Below are 16,882 nucleotides of genomic sequence, written 5' to 3'. Positions count from 1 at the left end.
TATGAGGGAATGCACGCGTCGTCATGAGCCGCCTCGTGATGAAATTCGGCGGCACGTCCGTCGCCAACATCGAACGTATCCGCAACGTCGCGCGCCATGTGAAGCGCGAGGTCGACGCCGGCCATGAAGTGGCCGTGGTCGTCTCGGCGATGTCCGGCAAGACCAACGAGCTGGTGGCCTGGTGCACCGAGGCCTCGCCCATGCACGACGCGCGCGAATACGACGCCGTCGTCGCCTCCGGCGAGCAGGTGACGTCGGGCCTGCTGGCCATCGTGCTCCAGGGCATGGGCATCCAGGCCCGCTCCTGGCAGGGCTGGCAGATTCCGATCAAGACCAGCGACGCCCATGCCTCGGCCCGGATCGAGGACATCGACGGCAGCGAGATCATCAAGCGCTTTAGGGAGCGCAAGGAGGTCGCGGTCATCGCCGGCTTCCAGGGCATCAACCCCGAGACCAATCGCATCACCACACTGGGCCGTGGCGGCTCCGACACCTCGGCTGTGGCCGTCGCCGCCGCCGTCAAGGCAGACCGCTGCGACATCTATACCGACGTCGACGGTGTCTACACCACCGACCCGCGAATCGTGCCGAAGGCCAAGCGGCTCGACAAGATCGCATTCGAGGACATGCTGGAACTGGCGTCGCAGGGCGCCAAGGTGCTCCAGGTCCGCTCGGTGGAACTCGGCATGGTCCACAACATGCCGATCTTCGTCCGCTCGAGCTTCGACAAGCCCGAGGATATCGACCCGCATGCCAACCAGCCGCCCGGCACGCTGATCTGCAGCGAGGAGGAGATCATGGAAAGCCACGTCGTCACCGGTATCGCCTTCTCCAAGGACGAGGCCCAGATCTCGGTACGCCAGATCGAGGACAAGCCGGGCGTGGCGGCCTCGATCTTCGGCCCGCTGGCGGATGCCAACATCAATGTCGACATGATCGTTCAGAACGTGTCCGAGGACGGCAAGACCACCGACCTCACCTTCACGGTGCCGGCCGCCGACTACACCCGCGCCAAGGACACGATTACCGCCGCCAAGTCCAAGATCGGCTATAGCAGGCTCGACACCGCCACCGACGTCGCCAAGATCTCGGTGATCGGCAGCGGCATGCGCAGCCATGCCGGGGTCGCCGCCCAGGCGTTCTCGGCCCTCGCGGGGCGGAATATCAACATCCGGGCCATTACAACCTCCGAGATCAAATTCTCGGTGTTGATCGACACCGCCTATACCGAGCTTGCGGTACGCACCCTGCACACGCTCTACGGCCTCGATCACACTTAGGCTAATTTTCTCTTAGCGGTCGCAGCAAACGCTGAAGTCCCCACACATTCGCGTTTGGCAGGCGTTTTGCTTGGCAAAACAAGCCCCAATTCGCTATAGGGCGGACAGGGTGGGCTGCCATAAACTGTGCCCCAGTTGAGGTGGTGCCGATTCGGCACAAGCGCCAAATCTGAGGAAGATTTGGGGCCTGGCCGGTGCCGGACGAGCAAGCTTATTGTTTTTCTGGAGTTCTGGGCGAGCCGCCGGCGGTCCTTTCGGGCCCGGCAGACGGAGGAGGTTGACGGTTCATGCGGAGCGCGTCGGGAGGTCCCCGCGTCTTGTTGAGACGGCTCCGCGAAACCATGGCGGAGCAGGTCTCGGCCCAGGAGCGGCTGGACAAGATCGTGGTGCTGATCGCCGCCAACATGGTGGCCGAGGTGTGCTCGGTCTACGTGCTGCGCATCGACAACACGCTGGAGCTCTACGCCACCGAGGGTCTCAATCGCGAGGCGGTGCACCACACCGTGCTCAGCGCCCATGAGGGCCTGGTCGGCCTCGTTGCCAGCGAGGCGACGCCGCTCAATTTGAGCGACGCGCAGAGCCATCCCGCCTTCTCGTTCCGCCCCGAGACCGGTGAAGAGATCTACCACTCCTTCCTCGGCGTGCCGATCCTGCGGGCCGGCAACACGCTCGGCGTGCTGGTGGTGCAGAACCGCGCTAAGCGTAACTATGTCGAGGAGGAGCTCGAGGCGCTCCAGACCACCGCCATGGTGCTGGCGGAGCTGATCGCCTCGGGCGAGCTCTCCGCGCTGGCGCAGCCCGGCCAGGAGCCTGCGGCGCGCCATTCCGCGCAGAAGGTCGGCGCCATCCTGTCGGAAGGCATCGCGCTCGGCCATGTCGTGCTGCACGAGCCGCGCGTCGTCATCAAGGACTACATCGCCGAGGACCTGCCGAAGGAGATCAAGCGGCTCGACACCGCGCTCGCCAAGCTGCGCGCCGATCTCGACCGCATGCTGGAGCGCGGCGACGTCGCCGAAGGCGGCGAGCACCGCGAGGTGCTGGAAGCCTACCGCATGTTCGCCAACGACCAGGGCTGGTCGCACAAGCTGCACGAGGCCGTCGCCACCGGCCTCACCGCGGAGGCCGCGGTGGAGCGCGTGCAGTCCGACACCCGCGCGCGCATGCTGCGCTCGACCGATCCGTATCTGCGCGACCGCCTGCACGACCTCGAAGATCTCGGCTACCGCCTGATGCGGCAGCTGGTCGGTCAGGACCACGCGCCGTCGCGCGAGCAGCTGCCAGACAACGCCATCGTCATCGCCCGCGCCATGGGCCCGGCGGCGCTGCTCGACTACGACCGCAAGCGCCTGCGGGGCATCGTGCTGGAGGAAGGCACTGCCAACTCCCACGTCTCGATCGTGGCGCGCGCGCTGGGCATCCCTGCGGTCGGCGAAGTGCCGAACGCGCCCGGCATCGCCGATCCCGGCGACGCCATCATCGTCGACGGCACCTCCGGCTCGATCTACGTGCGGCCCTCGCAGGAAATCGAGGCCGCCTTCGCCGAGCGCGTGCGCTTCCGCGCCCGCCGTCAGGCACAGTACCTGGCGCTGCGCGACCGGCCCTGCGTCACCAAAGACGGCCAGAAGGTCGAGCTGATGATCAACGCAGGTCTTGCCATCGACCTGCCGCATATCGAGGACACCGGCAGCGCCGGCATCGGCCTGTTTCGCACCGAGCTGCAATTCATGGTCGGCCAGAGCCTGCCGCGCACCAGCGACCAGCTCGCGCTCTATCGCACCGTGCTCGATGCCGCCGGTACCAAACCCGTCACCTTCCGCACGCTCGATATCGGCGGCGACAAGGCGCTGCCCTATATGGAAGCCGTGATCGAGGAAAATCCCGCGCTCGGCTGGCGTGCGATCCGGCTCGGGCTCGATCGTCCCGGCCTGCTGCGCGGCCAGATCCGCGCGCTCTTGCGCGCCGGGGGCGGCCGTTCGCTGAAGATCATGTTCCCGATGATCTCGGAAGTCGCCGAGTTCGATTCGGCGAAGGCGCTGGTCGAACGCGAGCTGACTTATCTGCGCCAGCATGGTCACACGCTGCCCGAAAGAATCGACATCGGCACCATGGTCGAGGTGCCGGCGCTGCTCTATCAGCTCGACGAGCTCTTGAGGAAAGTGGACTTCATCTCGGTCGGATCCAACGATCTGTTCCAGTTCCTGTTCGCGGTCGACCGCGGCAACGCCAAGGTCTCCGAGCGCTTCGACACCATGTCGGCGCCGATCCTGCGCGCGCTGCGCGACATCGCGCGCAAATCCGATGCGGCGAAGAAGTCGCTCTCGCTTTGCGGCGAGATGGCCTCCAAGCCGCTCGGCGCGCTGGCGCTGATTGCCCTCGGCTATCGCTCGCTGTCGCTCTCGGCGACAGCCCTCGGCCCGGTCAAGGCCATGGTGCTCGACCTCGATGCCAAGAAAGCCGAGGCGATGCTCGCGCCGCTGCTGGACGCGCCCGCCGGCAGCGTCTCGATCCGGCAGAAGCTGACGGAATTTGCCGAGGCCGAAGGCTTGGCGTTGTAGCGGGCCTGTCTCCGCGCCCTGCCGCCTCGCCTCCTCCCGCATTCGAGACTGAACCGATGTCGTCACTCCCCGAAGCCAAACTGGACGTCCTGCTCGCCCACCACGCCTCGCTCGAGGCCGAATCGCTGGGACAGCTCGCCTCCGAGCGCTACGTGCAGATCACGCGCGAGCTCGCCGAGATCACGCCACTGATCGAGCTGGTGAAGGCCTATCGCTCCGCCGTGAAAGAACTTGCCGACACCGAGGCACTGATCGCCGATCCCGCAACCGATCCCGAGATGCGCAGCATGGCGGAAGCCGAGCGCGACGAGCTCGCGCCAAAGATCGAGGAGCTGGTCCAGCAGATCCGCGTCGCGCTGCTGCCCAAGGACGCCATGGACGACCGTAACGTGATGCTGGAGATCCGCGCCGGCACCGGCGGTGACGAGGCCTCGCTGTTCGCCGGCGATCTGTTCCGGATGTACGAGCGCTTCGCCAGCCTTCAGGGCTGGAAGGTCGAGGTGATCTCGGCCAGCGAAGGCACCGTCGGCGGCTACAAGGAAATCATCGCGGAGGTGCAGGGCCGCGGCGCGTTCTCCAAGCTCAAATTCGAATCCGGCGTACACCGCGTGCAGCGTGTGCCCGACACCGAGACGCAGGGACGCATCCATACCTCCGCGGCGACGGTCGCGGTGCTGCCGGAGGTCGAGGATGTCGAGGTCGACATCAAGACCGAGGATTTGCGCATCGAGACCATGCGCGCGCAAGGTGCGGGCGGGCAGCACGTCAACAAGACCGAATCGGCGATCCGCATCACGCACATGCCGACCGGCATCGTGGTGATGATGCAGGACAGCCGCTCGCAGCACAAGAACCGCGCCTCCGCCATGAACATCCTGCGCTCGCGCATCTACGACGCCGAGCGCCAGCGCGTCGACGCCGCCCGCTCGGCCGAGCGCAAGGAGAAGGTCGGCTCCGGAGACCGCTCCGAGCGCATCCGCACCTACAATTTTCCGCAAGGGCGCGTCACCGACCATCGCATCAATTTGACGCTCTACAAGCTGCCGCAGGTGATCGCGGGCGAAGCGCTCGGCGAATTGATCGATGCACTGACCACCGAGCACCAGGCCGCGCAGCTCGCCGCGCAGGGCGCGGCGGCGTGACCCAGAACAATCCCTTCACCGCACAGCCCATCGAGAGCGCGCGGCGCGCGCTGGCTGCGAAGTTGAAAGCGGCGCGGCTGGACGAGGCGGAGCTCGACGCGCGCATCCTGCTCGGCGCTGTGCTCGGCCTCGACCTCACCGGCCTGATCGCGCAGGCAGCCCGCCCCCTCACCGCGGCCGAAGCATCACGATTGGTGGAGCACGCAGAACGCCGCATCGCCGGCGAGCCGGTTGCACGCATTCTCGGGACGCGCGAATTCTGGGGCCTGCCGTTCCGACTGTCCGAGGCGACGCTGGTGCCGCGTCCCGACACCGAGACGGTGGTCGAGCTTGCGCTCGAAATCCTTCGCGAACGGCCAACATCCCATCCGCCGCGGATCGCCGACATCGGCACCGGATCCGGCGCGATCCTGCTCGCGCTGCTGCACGACCTCCCTGATGCCTCCGGCGTCGGTACCGACCTCAGCCTGACCGCGCTCGTTACCGCCAGGGACAATGCCACGTCTCTCGGCCTCGCCGGCCGCGCCGCCTTCGTCGCCTGCTCCTATGCGGCGGCGCTCTCCGGCCCGTTCGATCTTATCGTGTCGAACCCGCCCTATATTCCCTCGGCCGAAATCCCGAAACTCAGCGTCGAGGTACGCGAGCACGATCCACATCTGGCGCTGGACGGCGGCAATGACGGATACGACGCCTATCGGGTCCTGATCCCGCAGGCGAGCGAGCGCCTCGCCGCTGGCGGTGCGCTGATCGTCGAGGCCGGACAGGGCCAGGCGCGAAATATTGAAACCTTGATGGTGGGTGCCGCGTTATCGGTGGACAGGCCACCCAAGGCCGACCTGGCGGGCATTCCGCGAGCCGTATCAGCCCGAAAAATGCCCCCATAAAAGCCGGATTGGCTTGCAAAAAGCTCTTGGAATATCCCGTGGGAACGACTACGTTCCGGTCAACACATCGGTGCCGGCCCCGTAGACCTACGGGTGAAAGCCGGGCTCTCGGGCGAGAGCTTTACTGATTATAGGTTCCAAGCCGCAGGTCCTGTTGAGCGCGATGGCCAGTGGAGCTGCGCTGCTCTCCGACCGCAACGTGAACGAAAGCCAGATATTGCGCTTGAAGACTTACGCAAGAAAGCTGGGCTTGTTTCGGCAGGCGATATGAATGGGTTCGCTGGCAATGAATGCTGGCGGGTGGGGAACGCGTCTTTGTTGAACGCGACGGTCGACAAACATCGGCAGGGTTCAGGCCGCTTTTGCGCGCGGTGCGCGCGAGAGCTGTGAACCGCTGTCACCAGGTCACTCCTAGCAATCAGTAATGCGTGCAACCTTTAGGGCTGGAATTAAAGGCAGGACATGAGAAACGGTCAGAACAAGCAGCGGATGCGCAACCGCAACAACAATAACAACAACAACCGGCGCGGCCAGAACCCGATGACCCGGGTCTACGAATCCAACGGACCCGACATCAAGATCCGCGGCACGGCTTCGCACATCGCCGAGAAGTATCTCCAGCTCGCGCGCGATGCGCGCTCCTCCGGCGACCCCGTTGCGGCCGAGAACTACTACCAGCATGCCGAGCATTATTTCCGCCTGATCGCGGCCGCCCAGGAGCAGTTCCGCCAGAACCAGCAGCCTCGCGGTGACGAGCCTGTCAGCAACAGCAGCGGCGAGGACAGCGAGGACGACGGCGAGAATTTCTCGGCCTTCGGCCAGGAGCCGGGTTTCGTCCCGCAGCCGCAGCAGCAGCCTTTCATGCGCGACCGGGACGGCCAGCGCGAGCATCACCAGCGTGATCACCAGCAGCGCGACAATCAGCCCTATCAACGCGAGCAGCAGCAGCCGCGCGAACACCGCGAACGCGACCATCGTCCGCAACCGCAATATCAGCCGCAGCCGCAACCTGCGAACCAGCCGCAGCCCGTCATCGCCGATGCCGGCAGCGTCGATCGCCTGCCGTCCTTCATCACCGGCGCACAGCCGCAAGTGAATGTCGGCGCGAGTGGCGGCCAGGGCGGCTTCGAGGGCGGCGGTGGTGGCGAGCGCTATCCAAGGCGACGTCGCCGGCCGCATGGCCCGCGCCCCGAGCGAGAGGCCGCCCCCGTCGCATCCAGCGACGAAGTGGCTCCCGGCGAGTAAGCTTCGACTAATTTTCCGAACTGCATCGTCCCGGCCTCGCCGGGACGATTTGTTTTTAACGATCGATGTCGGCCGGGCACAGACCCACGTCTCCCGTGGGGAGAAGTGAAGCTAACTGCGCGTCGCCGTCGTCGAGGACGGCACCAGCACGGGCTTCGCCAGCGAGGGAATCAGCCGCGCCCGCTCGCGCTTGGCGGGGATCGCGCGATAGACCTGCTTGGTGGCCTCGACGATGTGCACGCCGGCAAAGGGCAGCGACAGCGCTGCACCCGCGCGCTCCCACATCTGCGCCGATTTCAGCACCCAGCCGCCGGCATAAGGCGGCATGAACAGCGCCTCGCCCCAGGCGGTCGGCGTGAACCAGGTCTGGCGCAGGAGCTCGGTGATCTGCGAGCGCGAATAGGGCCGGCCATGGCCGAACGGCGTGCTGTCGGTGCGGGTCCACACCCCGCGCCGATTCGGGATCACGGCGATGACGCGTCCCGAAGGCGACAGCACGCGCCACACCTCGCGCAGCAGTGCGGCCGGATCATCCGACATCTCCAGCGCGTGAACCAGGAGGATGCGGTCGATCGCGGCGTCAGGAAGCGGCAGCGAGAATTCGTCGACCAGCGAGGCCAGCGCCGGCCGCCCCGTCGGCCATTTTAGGACACCCTGGGCCGCCGGCATGAACGCGATGCAGCGCTCGGCGTCCTCGCGGAACAGACCGAGATAGGGCGTGGGATAGCCGATGCCGAGCACGCGCTGGCCCTCGGCGCGCGGCCAGCGCTCCCTGATGCCGCGATTGATCATTTGCCGCGCCACGATCCCGAGGCGGCGGGAATAGAACTCGCGGAGGTCGACGACGTCGATGGTCATGACCGCAATGTAACATGCGCGAGGCCGCCGCCGCGCGCGGAATATTGCATTGCCTGCGCAACGCTAACGCCATATTTGTCTGGCGGGGCTGAGCGCGATGGAGATGTCATGGCCGCCGAAATTCGTACTTTCACCTGTTTAAACGACAATTTCGGTTATCTGATCCACGATGTGGAAACCAAGGCGACGGCGTCGATCGACGCGCCGGAGGCTGGCCCGATTCTCAAGGCGCTGGAGCGCGAGGGCTGGCAGCTCACCGACATCCTGATCACCCATCATCATGGCGATCATGTCGGCGGGGTCGCCGAACTCAAGCAGAAATTCAATTGCCGCGTCGTCGCGCCGCACGACAAGACCACTGAGATTGCCAACGTCGATCTGCGCGTCGCCAATGCCGACGTGGTCAAGATCGGTGCCCTGCTCGGGCGCGTCGTGGAGACGCCCGGCCACACGCTCGACCACATCTCCTACGTGTTCGACAATGAGAAGACGGTGTTCGCCGCCGACACGCTGTTCTCGATCGGCTGCGGCCGCGTGTTCGAGGGCACCTATCCGATGATGTGGGATTCGCTATTGAAGCTGCGCGCCCTGCCCGACGACTTCAAGCTCTATTGCGGCCACGAATACACCGCCTCCAACGTCAAGTTCGCGCTCACCATCGAGCCTGACAACGCGGCGCTCCAGGCGCGCGCGGCGGAGGTTGCCAAGCTGCGGGCGGAGAACAAGCCGACCATTCCCTCGCTGCTCGGTGAGGAGAAGCGCGCAAACGTATTTCTCCGGGCCGACGATCCCGCGGTTGCGGCCAAGCTGCACATGAAGGGTGCTGATGCCGCCGCGGTGTTCGGCGAGCTGCGCGAGCGCAAGAATAAATCCTAGAGAACAAGTCCTGACGGGATCAATGCCGACCGCAGCCGAGATCATCGCGCGCCTCGAACTCCGACCGCATCCCGAAGGCGGGCACTATCGCGAGACGTTTCGCGACCAGACCACGGATGCCAACGGGCGCTCGCGCTCGACCTCGATCTATTTCCTGCTCGTGCGCGGCGAACGCTCGCACTGGCATCGCATCGACGCGGTCGAGACCTGGCATTATTACGCCGGCAGCCCGCTGACGCTGCGCGTCGCGCATGACGGTCGCTCCCGGCACGAGGTGCGGCTCGGCACGGACCTCGTCGGCGGCGAGCGGCCGCAGGCGATCGTGCCGGCCAATGCCTGGCAGATGGCGGAGACGACGGGCGAATGGACCCTGGTCGGCTGCACCGTCGCACCGGCCTTCGAGTTCGCGAAATTCGAGCTCGCGCCGAGCGGCTGGGAGCCGTAGGCCTCGTTCACCGCTTCCGCAGCACCATGTCCTTGGCCGCGATCAGGCCGCCGCCGGCGATCAGGATCGCGGCGAGGGCGATGTTGGCGCTGGCTTTTGCAAAGCCGGCGGCGATGAGAAAGCCCGTCGAGAGCAAAGGCGTCGCGTAGGAGGCGGCGCCGAGCACGCGGATATCGCCGCGCTTCATGCCGATGTCCCAGGCATAGAAGGCGGCACCGACCGGGCCGATGCCGAGTGCGACCACGGAGAGCCATTGCAGCGTGGTTTCTGGCAAGACCGTAGTCTCGAGGGCAAGATGCATCAGCGCGGCGAGCACAGATGTGGCGAGGCAGAAGCCGGCGACGGCATCGGTCGGCACCGCTTTCAACCGCCGCGACGACACCGAATAGATCGCCCACACGAAGGCGGCGATGAAGGCCGCGACCAGCCCTGGCACCGCTCCCGGCGCAAAGCCTGAGGTATTGCCGGCGAACAGCAGCACGGTGCCGACGAGACCGAGCACGGCGCCAATGATGTGGTGCATGGCAAGCCGCTCGCCCGGCAGAAAGGACGAGAACAGCACGATCAGCAGCGGCCAGAGATAATTCAACAGACCGGCTTCCGCCGGCGGCGCGAAGCGCAGCGCGAGGAAATAGAGCGCGTGATAGCCGAACAGACCGCCAACGCCGACGGCCCAGACGATGGGTGGCTGACGCAGGCTCTTTGCCGCTTCGCCGCGCCCGATCCAGGTGAGCAGGCCGACGAGGCCGCCGATCGCAAAGGTCATCGCGGCGAGCTGGAACGCCGGAATCTTTCCGGTCGCCACCGTCATCACGGACAGCAGCGACCACATCAGAATCGCGGTCAGTCCGATCAGCGTCGCGGTGCGGGGAGTCATCGGCCCAATGTTTCCGTCATGGCCGGGCTTGTCCCGGCCATCCACGTTCTTTCGTGGCGACGGCTGTTGTAAGGCCGTGGATGCCCGGGACAAGCCCGGGCATGACGATGTGGGAAATATCCGCCCGCGTGATGCGATCGCATCACGCCTGATACTGGCCGCCGTTGATGGTCATGGTCGAGCCAGTGATGAAGCCGGCCTCATCGGCCGCCAGGAACACGACGGCGCGCGCAATCTCCTCGGGCTCGCCGAGCCGGCTGACCGGGATCTGCGGGATCACGTTCTTTTCCAGGACGTCCTTCGGCACCGCCTGCACCATTTCGGTGTTGATGTAGCCGGGGCAGATCGCGTTCACGGTGATGCCGCCCTTGGCGTTCTCGAGCGCGAGCGCCTTGGTGAAACCGATGTCGCCGGCCTTCGCCGCGGAATAGTTGACCTGACCGAACTGCCCCTTCTGGCCGTTGATCGACGAGATCGAGATGATGCGGCCGAACTTGCGCGAACGCATGCCCTCGATCACCTGGCGCGTCATGTTGAACAGCGAGCCGAGATTGGTGTTGATGACGGCGTTCCACTGCTCGAGCGTCATCTTGTGGAAGGCGGTGTCGCGGGTGATGCCGGCATTGTTGACGAGCACCTCGATCGGCCCGAGATCGGCCTCGACCTTCTTCACGCCCTCCGCGCAGGCGTCGAAATTGCTGACGTCCCATTTATAGACCGCGATGCCGGTCTCGGCCTTGAACTTCTCCGCCGCCGCATCGTTGCCGGCATAGCTCGCCGCAACGTTGTAACCGGCCGCCTTCAGCGCCTTGCTGATCGCCGCACCGATGCCCCGCGTACCACCCGTGACCAATGCAACACGTGCCATGTCGTATTCCTTCCCTTGGACTCTTCGGACGTTTCTGAATGATCGTTTTTAGCTGGGGATTATGCGGGACGTTTGACGGACATCAAGAACAAAACGCCCGGCGTTGAGCCGGGCGTTTCTCTTTAGTCGAGGCCTGCGCAGTTGCGAAGAATATTTGATTTGCAACCGCCGCCTTTTTAGTCGCGTGCAACGCACTCACCGACGTGTGCAGCGCACCCGTCAGCTACGCGCAAACTCAGTCGCGCGCCAGACACATCGCGATACCCATGCCGCCACCGATGCACAGCGTGGCAAGGCCCTTCTTCGAATCGCGCTTCTGCATCTCGTGCAGCAGCGTCACCAGCACGCGCGCGCCGGACGCGCCGACGGGATGACCGATCGCGATCGCACCGCCATTGACGTTGACCTTGGAGGTGTCCCAGCCGAGGTCCTTGTTGACGGCGCAGGCCTGCGCCGCGAAGGCTTCGTTGGCCTCGATCAGGTCGAGATCGCCGACGTTCCAGCCGGCCTTCTTCAGCGCGGCGCGCGAAGCCGGGATCGGGCCCGAGCCCATGATCTTCGGATCGACGCCGGCCTGCGCCCAGGACACGATGCGCGCCAGCGGCTTCTTGCCTTCCTTGGCGGCCTGCTTCGCGGTCATGAGCACCACGGCGGCGGCACCGTCATTGATGCCGGACGCGGAGCCCGCGGTGACAGTGCCTTCCTTCTCGAAGGCGGGCTTGAGCTTGGCCATCGCGTCGAGGGTGGCGCCATGACGCGGATATTCGTCGGCGCTGACGACGACGTCGCCCTTGCGGGTCTTGATGGTGACGGGGACGATCTCGTCGTTGAACTTGCCGGCCTTCTGCGCGGCTTCGGCCTTCTGCTGCGAGGCGACCGCGAACTCGTCCTGCTGGGCGCGGGTGATCTGCCACTGGCGCGCGACGTTCTCCGCGGTGTTCCCCATGTGATAGCCGTTGAAGGCGTCCCACAGACCGTCCTTGATCATGGTGTCGACCAGTTCGAGGCCGCCCATCTTGACGCCGCCGCGCAGATGCTGGGCGTGCGGGGCCATGCTCATGGACTCTTGTCCGCCGGCGACGACGATTTCGGAATCGCCGTTGAGCAGCGCCTGGTAACCGAGCGCGACCGTGCGCAGGCCCGAGCCGCAGAGCTGGTTGACGCCCCAGGCCGGGCTCTCCACCGGAATGCCGGCGAGGATCGAGGCCTGGCGGGCCGGGTTCTGTCCCTGGGCCGCGGTCAGGATCTGACCCATGATGACTTCGGAGACCCGGCCGGGCTCGATGCCACCACGCTCCAGCGCGGCCTTGATGGCGACGGCGCCGAGATCATGAGCGGGAAGGGTCGCGAAGGCTCCGTTGAAGCTTCCGACCGGGGTGCGGGCGGCGCTGACGATGACGACATCGTCTGACATGGGCATCTCCTGGGGCTTGAGGTTCTGAAGAAGGGGCGGACGGGCGCTTTGAAATGGCCCGTCAGTCTCGTCAGTCATCCTGTTAACGTCGTTGAGGCATGTCAATCGGCCGGCGACCGAATTCATGCCGCAGCGCATTCAAAATAGCGTTCTTGTCGCTTTCGCAAGCAGGATTTTGCTCTGCGATTAACCGTGCCGCACAAAACGGTAGCGTGACCCCTTTGAAAATGCTTATTTTGTTGCGTTGCGTACTCTTCCCGCCCTGCGGCATTGCCCGCCGGGTTCCCGTTCTCCGCGCTTGCAAGTGAGAGCCCATGGCGAAATCAGACCAACCCACCACGATCAAGAAATACGCGAACCGCCGGCTCTATAACACCGGAACGAGCACCTATGTGACGCTCGAGGACCTCGCCGCCATGGTCAAGGACGGGGAGGATTTCCTGGTCTACGACGCCAAGACCGGTGACGACATCACCCGCTCCGTGCTCGCCCAGATCATCTTCGAGCAGGAGAACAAAGCGGGTCAGAACCTGCTACCGACCACCTTCCTGCGCCAGCTGATCCGCTTCTATGGCGACAGCATGCAGATGGTGGTGCCGAAATATCTGGAACAGTCGATCGCGACCCTGACCCAGGAGCAGGAGAAGTTCCGCAAGCAGATCGCCAACACCCTTTCCGGCACGCCCTTCGCGCCGCTGGAAGAGCAGGTCCGGCGCAACATGGAGCTGTTCCAGCAGACTTTCTCGATGTTCAAGCCCTTCGCGCCGACGGGCCGCCCGGCAACCAGCCCGGAGCCGGAGCCCGATGCGAATGCCGAGGCGCCCAAGGACAGCAACATCGACGATCTGCGCCAGCAGATGAAGGAAATGCAGGAACGTCTCGAACGGATGTCGAAGAAGGACGAGTAGGTTCTCCCTCGCACCAGCGCGTCCGCATCCGCGGCACGCGTTGGCAGCTTTACCCGACTGTCTCCTGGAACTCGTCATTGCGAGCGAAGCGTAGCAATCCAGAAATCCCTTCGCGGAAAGACTCTGGATTGCTTCGCTGCGCTCGCAATGACGGAGTTCGCGGAAGCAGCGAGATCAAGCCGCCAGCTTCACCGCGTGCGCAAAATCCCAATAGAGTTTTCGCGCCTTGGTGTAGAACGTCCCCGGCCGCAGCTCCCGCTCATCGATGCGGATGACAGGTGCCACCTTCGCGAAATTGCCGGTGGAGAAAATCTCGTCGGCACTGAGAAAATCGGCATAGCGCAGGGTCTTCTCGATCACGGTGACGCCGTCGCCACGCAGCAGGCTGATGACGCGCTGGCGCGTGATGCCATTGAGGAAGGTGCCGTTCGGCACCGGCGTATAGACCACGCCTTCCTTGGCCATGAACACGTTGGAATTGCCGAACTCTGCGACATTGCCCAGCATGTCCAGCATCAGCGCGTTCTGGAAGCCGCGCGAGGCGGCCTCCGCCAGCGCGCGCGAATTGTTCGGATAGAGGCAGGCCGCCTTGGCCTCGACCGGCGCGCATTCGGCGGTCGGCCTGCGAAACGGCGACAGCGTGATGGCGTTGCCGACGGGCTTCGGCATCGGCGCCTCGTAGATGCACAGGCACCAATTGGTGGTTTCGGGGTCGAACAGCACGCCGCCACCCGAGCCGTTCTGCGCCCAATACATCGGACGGACATAGATCTCGGCATGGGGTGCAAAGCGCGCGATGCCCTCGCGCGCCAGCGTGAGCCATTTGTCGGTGTCGACCACCGGCTTCAGGCCGAAACTGAGCGCAGATTGATTGGCGCGGGCGACGTGGCGATCGAGATCGGGCGCCACGCCCTCGAACGCACGCGCACCGTCGAACACGACCGAGCCGAGCCAGGCCGCATGCGTCCGTGGGCCCATGATCGGCACATTGCCGTCATGCCATTTGCCCTCGAAGAAGGTCCAGCTCGGCGAATATTCGACCGGCTTCTTGATCTCGGCCATGACGAACTCCCCTGGCGCGATGCCGTATTTGTGCCCGCCACTATTGGTCGGAACTCCTAAATGATTTCCTGCATCGAAGCGGTGAGATACCCTGTCCAGCTAGGGGAGAAGGACATATCGATGCCGCTCGATCCGCTCGCGAAGCGTTTGTTGACCATGATGGCGGCGGCCGGGCCGCAAACGCGGAGCCGGCCGAGCGTGGAAGCGCGCCGGCAGTCGCTCGCGAAGTTGATGCAGTTCGCACGCGCTGACGCGCCGGATGTGATTGCGTCCGACGGCAGGCTGCCCGGCCCCGGCGGCGAGCTGCCCTATCGCCTCTACTCGCCCGCGTCTGCCGGCGAGCGCACGCCCGGCTTCGTGTTCTTCCATGGCGGCGGCCTCGTGGCTGGCAGCATCGCGACGCACGACCGCATTGCTGCCGCGCTGGCGCATGCGACCGGCTGCCGTCTCGTCTCGATCGACTACCGCCTCGCGCCCGAGCACAAATTTCCGGCCGCGGTCGACGACGCGACCGCTGCGACCGAATGGGTGGCGCGGCAGGCCGTATCGCTCGGCATCGATGCGGCACGTCTCGTGGTCGGCGGCGATTCCGCCGGCGCCACGCTGGCTGCGATCGTGTGTCAGGAGGCGATCCAGAACGCAGGCCTCTCCATCGTCGCGCAATGCCTGATCTGCCCGGTGCTGGATTTCGAGGAGACCTCGCCCTCGCGCGAGGAATTCGCCGAGGGCCATCTGATCGATCGCGCCACGATCGAAGCCGATCTCGCCGATTATCTGCCCGCGGGCGTGGATGCCACGGACCCCCGCATCTCGCCCCTGCGCGCGAGCCGGCTCGCAGGCCTGCCCACAGCAATCATCCACACCGCCGAATTCGACCCGATGCGCGACGAGGGCAATGCGTATGCGCGCAAGCTGCTGGCCGCCGGCGTTGCCGTCGAGCACGTCTGCCATGACGGCATGGTCCACAATTTCCACGCCATGGGTGCGATCCTGCCGCAGGCGCAGCTCGTGCTCTCGCAGATCGGCGAGCAGGTCCGGCGGGCGGTGGAGAGATAGCGGTTAACTCACACCCGCGCGCCGAGCACGGCACGCGCCGCCCCGACATATTCCAGCCAATGCGCATCCGCATAGCGCTCCGCCTGCCGAGCGCAGTTGACGTCGGGCGCATGGGCTGCCGCGATCGTGCGCGCAAAGCGTTCTTCCGCCACCGTCACGTCGGCTGGCTCGGCCGAGGGTACCGCGGCGGCGACGGCGGTGGGAGCGACAGCGAGCCCCGCAAGTCCGGTGAGCAGAATGCGGCGTGAGGTATGCATGGCTGTCGTCCTTCCATTGTCCGGCTGCACTCCGCCGGCGCGTGTGTCGGTGCGATCACGGCAGGGTAGCCGCACACGTCCACGCCGTCCATCGCTTGCCGATAGCGCTTGACCGCGCGAGCGATCACGTTCCATCTAACAACGGTTTCGCCATCAAAGCGCCACGCGCCGGATCGTCACGTGTCTCATCATAGCCAATCCTGCCGCCGGGCTTTCCGCGCTGTCGCGACGGGATTGCTCGGCCTGACGATTTCGGCTGGCGCCGCCTTCGCTGCGGACGATGAAAAGGACGCACCCACAGCCCCTGCGGTCCCCAACATCTATCTCGACCTGCGTACCACCTATGCGACGATTCCGGCCGGCACGCTGGGACTCGGTTTCGGCAACACCTCGCTATCGGCGGCCTTCCAGGCCTTGGCCGTACGACGCGGTGCGACGCTCCCGACCGGGTTGCCGGCGGCGAAAGCCATCGCCGTCGATCTGCCCATGACCGTCGACGTCAGCGACCGCGTATCGCTCTATGGCGGCGTGTCGGGATCGACGGCGGACATCGGCAGCGGGTGGTCCAAATTCGATATCACCAGCTGGAACATCGGCGTGCAGGCCGATCTCCATCAGCAGAACGGCGGCAGGATCCCGACCATCACATTGCAGTCGACGCTGACGCAGTCCGTGCCAAACGAACCAGGCATGACGAATTCCTTCAACAACATCTTGGAATTCGACTACGCGCTCGACGAGGACGAGACGCGGGGCTGGCTGGCGGGCGTGCAATACACCACCGCCACCATCGCCAGCCCGTTCGCCAGCATCCGGCCGAACACTGTCCTCTACGCCGGCGGCTACTACCAATGGCCCAGCAATTGGAAGTTCACGGGGCGCTTCGGCGTGCAGTCCTTCGGCGGCGCGCAACTCGCCGGCCGGACGCTGGCGGAGCCCTTCACCCAGCCGATCCTGCGGCTCGATATCGACCGCATGGATGACAACGACAACCGTCTGTTCGGCATCACTGCGCAGGTCGCGTGGATGCCGGCGCCGTCATACCAGGTGACCTTGCGCACGCCGCTCTACGCCGTACGCAACTGACTGGGTTCACAGTGGATTTTCGGTAAGCCGCGGCGGCGGCCCTTGAGCGGCCTCAACAGCATTCCGTAC

Annotated in this window: 16 protein-coding genes; 10 read left to right on the top strand and 6 right to left on the bottom strand. The window is 65.3% G+C overall.

Going from position 1 to position 16,882, the window contains the following annotated elements; translation table 11 throughout:
• Positions 1-23 precede the first annotated feature (23 nt).
• The 5 genes from BCCGELA001_RS02780 to BCCGELA001_RS02760 all read left to right on the top strand — a co-directional run bounded on the left by BCCGELA001_RS02780 (position 24) and on the right by BCCGELA001_RS02760 (position 7,106).
• Entirely contained in the window at positions 24-1,280 is a 1,257-nt protein-coding gene (locus BCCGELA001_RS02780; RefSeq protein ID WP_008542019.1) for an aspartate kinase, read from the top strand.
• A gap of 287 nt (positions 1,281-1,567) precedes the next feature.
• The gene (gene ptsP, locus BCCGELA001_RS02775; protein ID WP_060734569.1) at positions 1,568-3,835 is read left to right on the top strand and encodes a phosphoenolpyruvate--protein phosphotransferase; all 2,268 of its coding nucleotides are present in this window, start codon (positions 1,568-1,570) and stop codon (positions 3,833-3,835) included.
• A 56-nt stretch (positions 3,836-3,891) separates the two neighbouring features.
• A complete protein-coding gene (gene prfA, locus BCCGELA001_RS02770; RefSeq protein WP_008542008.1) occupies positions 3,892-4,977 on the top strand; it encodes a peptide chain release factor 1 in 1,086 nt (361 codons plus the stop codon).
• Entirely contained in the window at positions 4,974-5,861 is an 888-nt protein-coding gene (gene prmC, locus BCCGELA001_RS02765; RefSeq protein WP_008542006.1) for a peptide chain release factor N(5)-glutamine methyltransferase, read from the top strand. The genes prfA and prmC overlap by 4 nt, the downstream gene beginning before the upstream one ends.
• A gap of 462 nt (positions 5,862-6,323) precedes the next feature.
• Entirely contained in the window at positions 6,324-7,106 is a 783-nt protein-coding gene (locus BCCGELA001_RS02760; RefSeq protein WP_008542004.1) for a DUF4167 domain-containing protein, read from the top strand.
• Positions 7,107-7,217: 111 nt separating this feature from the next.
• On the opposite strand, the gene BCCGELA001_RS02755 is transcribed toward BCCGELA001_RS02760, so the two are convergent.
• Positions 7,218-7,964 carry a methyltransferase domain-containing protein gene (locus tag BCCGELA001_RS02755; protein ID WP_060734568.1) on the bottom strand — a complete coding sequence of 249 codons (747 nt, stop codon included), beginning with the start codon at positions 7,962-7,964 and terminating at the stop codon, positions 7,218-7,220.
• 108 nt (positions 7,965-8,072) lie between these two features.
• Here BCCGELA001_RS02755 and gloB point away from each other — a divergent pair, with 108 nt between their 5' ends.
• Complete coding sequence (gene gloB, locus BCCGELA001_RS02750; protein ID WP_008541993.1) at positions 8,073-8,840, top strand: hydroxyacylglutathione hydrolase; 768 nt, start codon at positions 8,073-8,075, stop codon at positions 8,838-8,840.
• A gap of 22 nt (positions 8,841-8,862) precedes the next feature.
• Positions 8,863-9,285 carry a cupin domain-containing protein gene (locus BCCGELA001_RS02745; RefSeq protein WP_008541991.1) on the top strand — a complete coding sequence of 141 codons (423 nt, stop codon included), beginning with the start codon at positions 8,863-8,865 and terminating at the stop codon, positions 9,283-9,285.
• 7 nt (positions 9,286-9,292) lie between these two features.
• On the opposite strand, the gene yddG is transcribed toward BCCGELA001_RS02745, so the two are convergent.
• The 3 genes from yddG to BCCGELA001_RS02730 form a co-directional block, all read right to left on the bottom strand.
• Positions 9,293-10,162, bottom strand: a complete 870-nt coding sequence (gene yddG / locus BCCGELA001_RS02740) for an aromatic amino acid exporter YddG (RefSeq protein ID WP_008541990.1) — start codon at positions 10,160-10,162, stop codon at positions 9,293-9,295.
• A gap of 142 nt (positions 10,163-10,304) precedes the next feature.
• Positions 10,305-11,030, bottom strand: a complete 726-nt coding sequence (gene phbB / locus BCCGELA001_RS02735) for an acetoacetyl-CoA reductase (RefSeq protein ID WP_008541988.1) — start codon at positions 11,028-11,030, stop codon at positions 10,305-10,307.
• 235 nt (positions 11,031-11,265) lie between these two features.
• A complete protein-coding gene (locus BCCGELA001_RS02730) occupies positions 11,266-12,444 on the bottom strand; it encodes an acetyl-CoA C-acetyltransferase (RefSeq protein ID WP_008541986.1) in 1,179 nt (392 codons plus the stop codon).
• A gap of 314 nt (positions 12,445-12,758) precedes the next feature.
• Here BCCGELA001_RS02730 and phaR point away from each other — a divergent pair, with 314 nt between their 5' ends.
• A complete protein-coding gene (phaR, locus tag BCCGELA001_RS02725) occupies positions 12,759-13,352 on the top strand; it encodes a polyhydroxyalkanoate synthesis repressor PhaR (RefSeq protein ID WP_008541984.1) in 594 nt (197 codons plus the stop codon).
• 174 nt (positions 13,353-13,526) lie between these two features.
• Here the strand turns inward: phaR and BCCGELA001_RS02720 are convergent, their stop codons facing one another.
• Positions 13,527-14,414 carry a branched-chain amino acid aminotransferase gene (locus BCCGELA001_RS02720; RefSeq protein WP_008541982.1) on the bottom strand — a complete coding sequence of 296 codons (888 nt, stop codon included), beginning with the start codon at positions 14,412-14,414 and terminating at the stop codon, positions 13,527-13,529.
• 120 nt (positions 14,415-14,534) lie between these two features.
• On the opposite strand from BCCGELA001_RS02720, the gene BCCGELA001_RS02715 reads away from it, so the two are divergent.
• Positions 14,535-15,470, top strand: a complete 936-nt coding sequence (locus BCCGELA001_RS02715; RefSeq protein ID WP_008541980.1) for an alpha/beta hydrolase — start codon at positions 14,535-14,537, stop codon at positions 15,468-15,470.
• 8 nt (positions 15,471-15,478) lie between these two features.
• Here the strand turns inward: BCCGELA001_RS02715 and BCCGELA001_RS02710 are convergent, their stop codons facing one another.
• Positions 15,479-15,727 (bottom strand): hypothetical protein, encoded by a 249-nt coding sequence (locus BCCGELA001_RS02710; protein ID WP_008541978.1) that lies wholly within the window; start codon positions 15,725-15,727, stop codon positions 15,479-15,481.
• A 180-nt stretch (positions 15,728-15,907) separates the two neighbouring features.
• Between BCCGELA001_RS02710 and BCCGELA001_RS02705 the strand changes: the two genes are divergently transcribed.
• Complete coding sequence (locus tag BCCGELA001_RS02705) at positions 15,908-16,813, top strand: hypothetical protein (protein ID WP_060734567.1); 906 nt, start codon at positions 15,908-15,910, stop codon at positions 16,811-16,813.
• Positions 16,814-16,882: the final 69 nt, after the last annotated feature.

This window comes from Bradyrhizobium sp. CCGE-LA001 (assembly GCF_000296215.2).
GTDB lineage: Bacteria > Pseudomonadota > Alphaproteobacteria > Rhizobiales > Xanthobacteraceae > Bradyrhizobium.
Note: the sequence above shows the minus strand (reverse complement) of the source record. Positions and strands in the feature narration are given on the sequence as shown.

Bases quoted from the DNA above. Each gene is read 5' to 3' on its own strand.
- BCCGELA001_RS02710 (WP_008541978.1), bottom strand. From the start codon at position 15,727: ATGCATACCTCACGCCGCATTCTGCTCACCGGACTTGCGGGGCTCGCT.
- phbB (WP_008541988.1), bottom strand. From the start codon at position 11,030: ATGGCACGTGTTGCATTGGTCACGGGTGGTACGCGGGGCATCGGTGCG.
- BCCGELA001_RS02715 (WP_008541980.1), top strand. From the start codon at position 14,535: ATGCCGCTCGATCCGCTCGCGAAGCGTTTGTTGACCATGATGGCGGCG.
- phaR (WP_008541984.1), top strand. From the start codon at position 12,759: ATGGCGAAATCAGACCAACCCACCACGATCAAGAAATACGCGAACCGC.
- BCCGELA001_RS02760 (WP_008542004.1), top strand. From the start codon at position 6,324: ATGAGAAACGGTCAGAACAAGCAGCGGATGCGCAACCGCAACAACAAT.
- BCCGELA001_RS02745 (WP_008541991.1), top strand. From the start codon at position 8,863: ATGCCGACCGCAGCCGAGATCATCGCGCGCCTCGAACTCCGACCGCAT.
- BCCGELA001_RS02720 (WP_008541982.1), bottom strand. From the start codon at position 14,414: ATGGCCGAGATCAAGAAGCCGGTCGAATATTCGCCGAGCTGGACCTTC.
- ptsP (WP_060734569.1), top strand. From the start codon at position 1,568: ATGCGGAGCGCGTCGGGAGGTCCCCGCGTCTTGTTGAGACGGCTCCGC.
- BCCGELA001_RS02755 (WP_060734568.1), bottom strand. From the start codon at position 7,964: ATGACCATCGACGTCGTCGACCTCCGCGAGTTCTATTCCCGCCGCCTC.
- gloB (WP_008541993.1), top strand. From the start codon at position 8,073: ATGGCCGCCGAAATTCGTACTTTCACCTGTTTAAACGACAATTTCGGT.
- BCCGELA001_RS02780 (WP_008542019.1), top strand. From the start codon at position 24: ATGAGCCGCCTCGTGATGAAATTCGGCGGCACGTCCGTCGCCAACATC.
- prfA (WP_008542008.1), top strand. From the start codon at position 3,892: ATGTCGTCACTCCCCGAAGCCAAACTGGACGTCCTGCTCGCCCACCAC.
- yddG (WP_008541990.1), bottom strand. From the start codon at position 10,162: ATGACTCCCCGCACCGCGACGCTGATCGGACTGACCGCGATTCTGATG.
- BCCGELA001_RS02730 (WP_008541986.1), bottom strand. From the start codon at position 12,444: ATGTCAGACGATGTCGTCATCGTCAGCGCCGCCCGCACCCCGGTCGGA.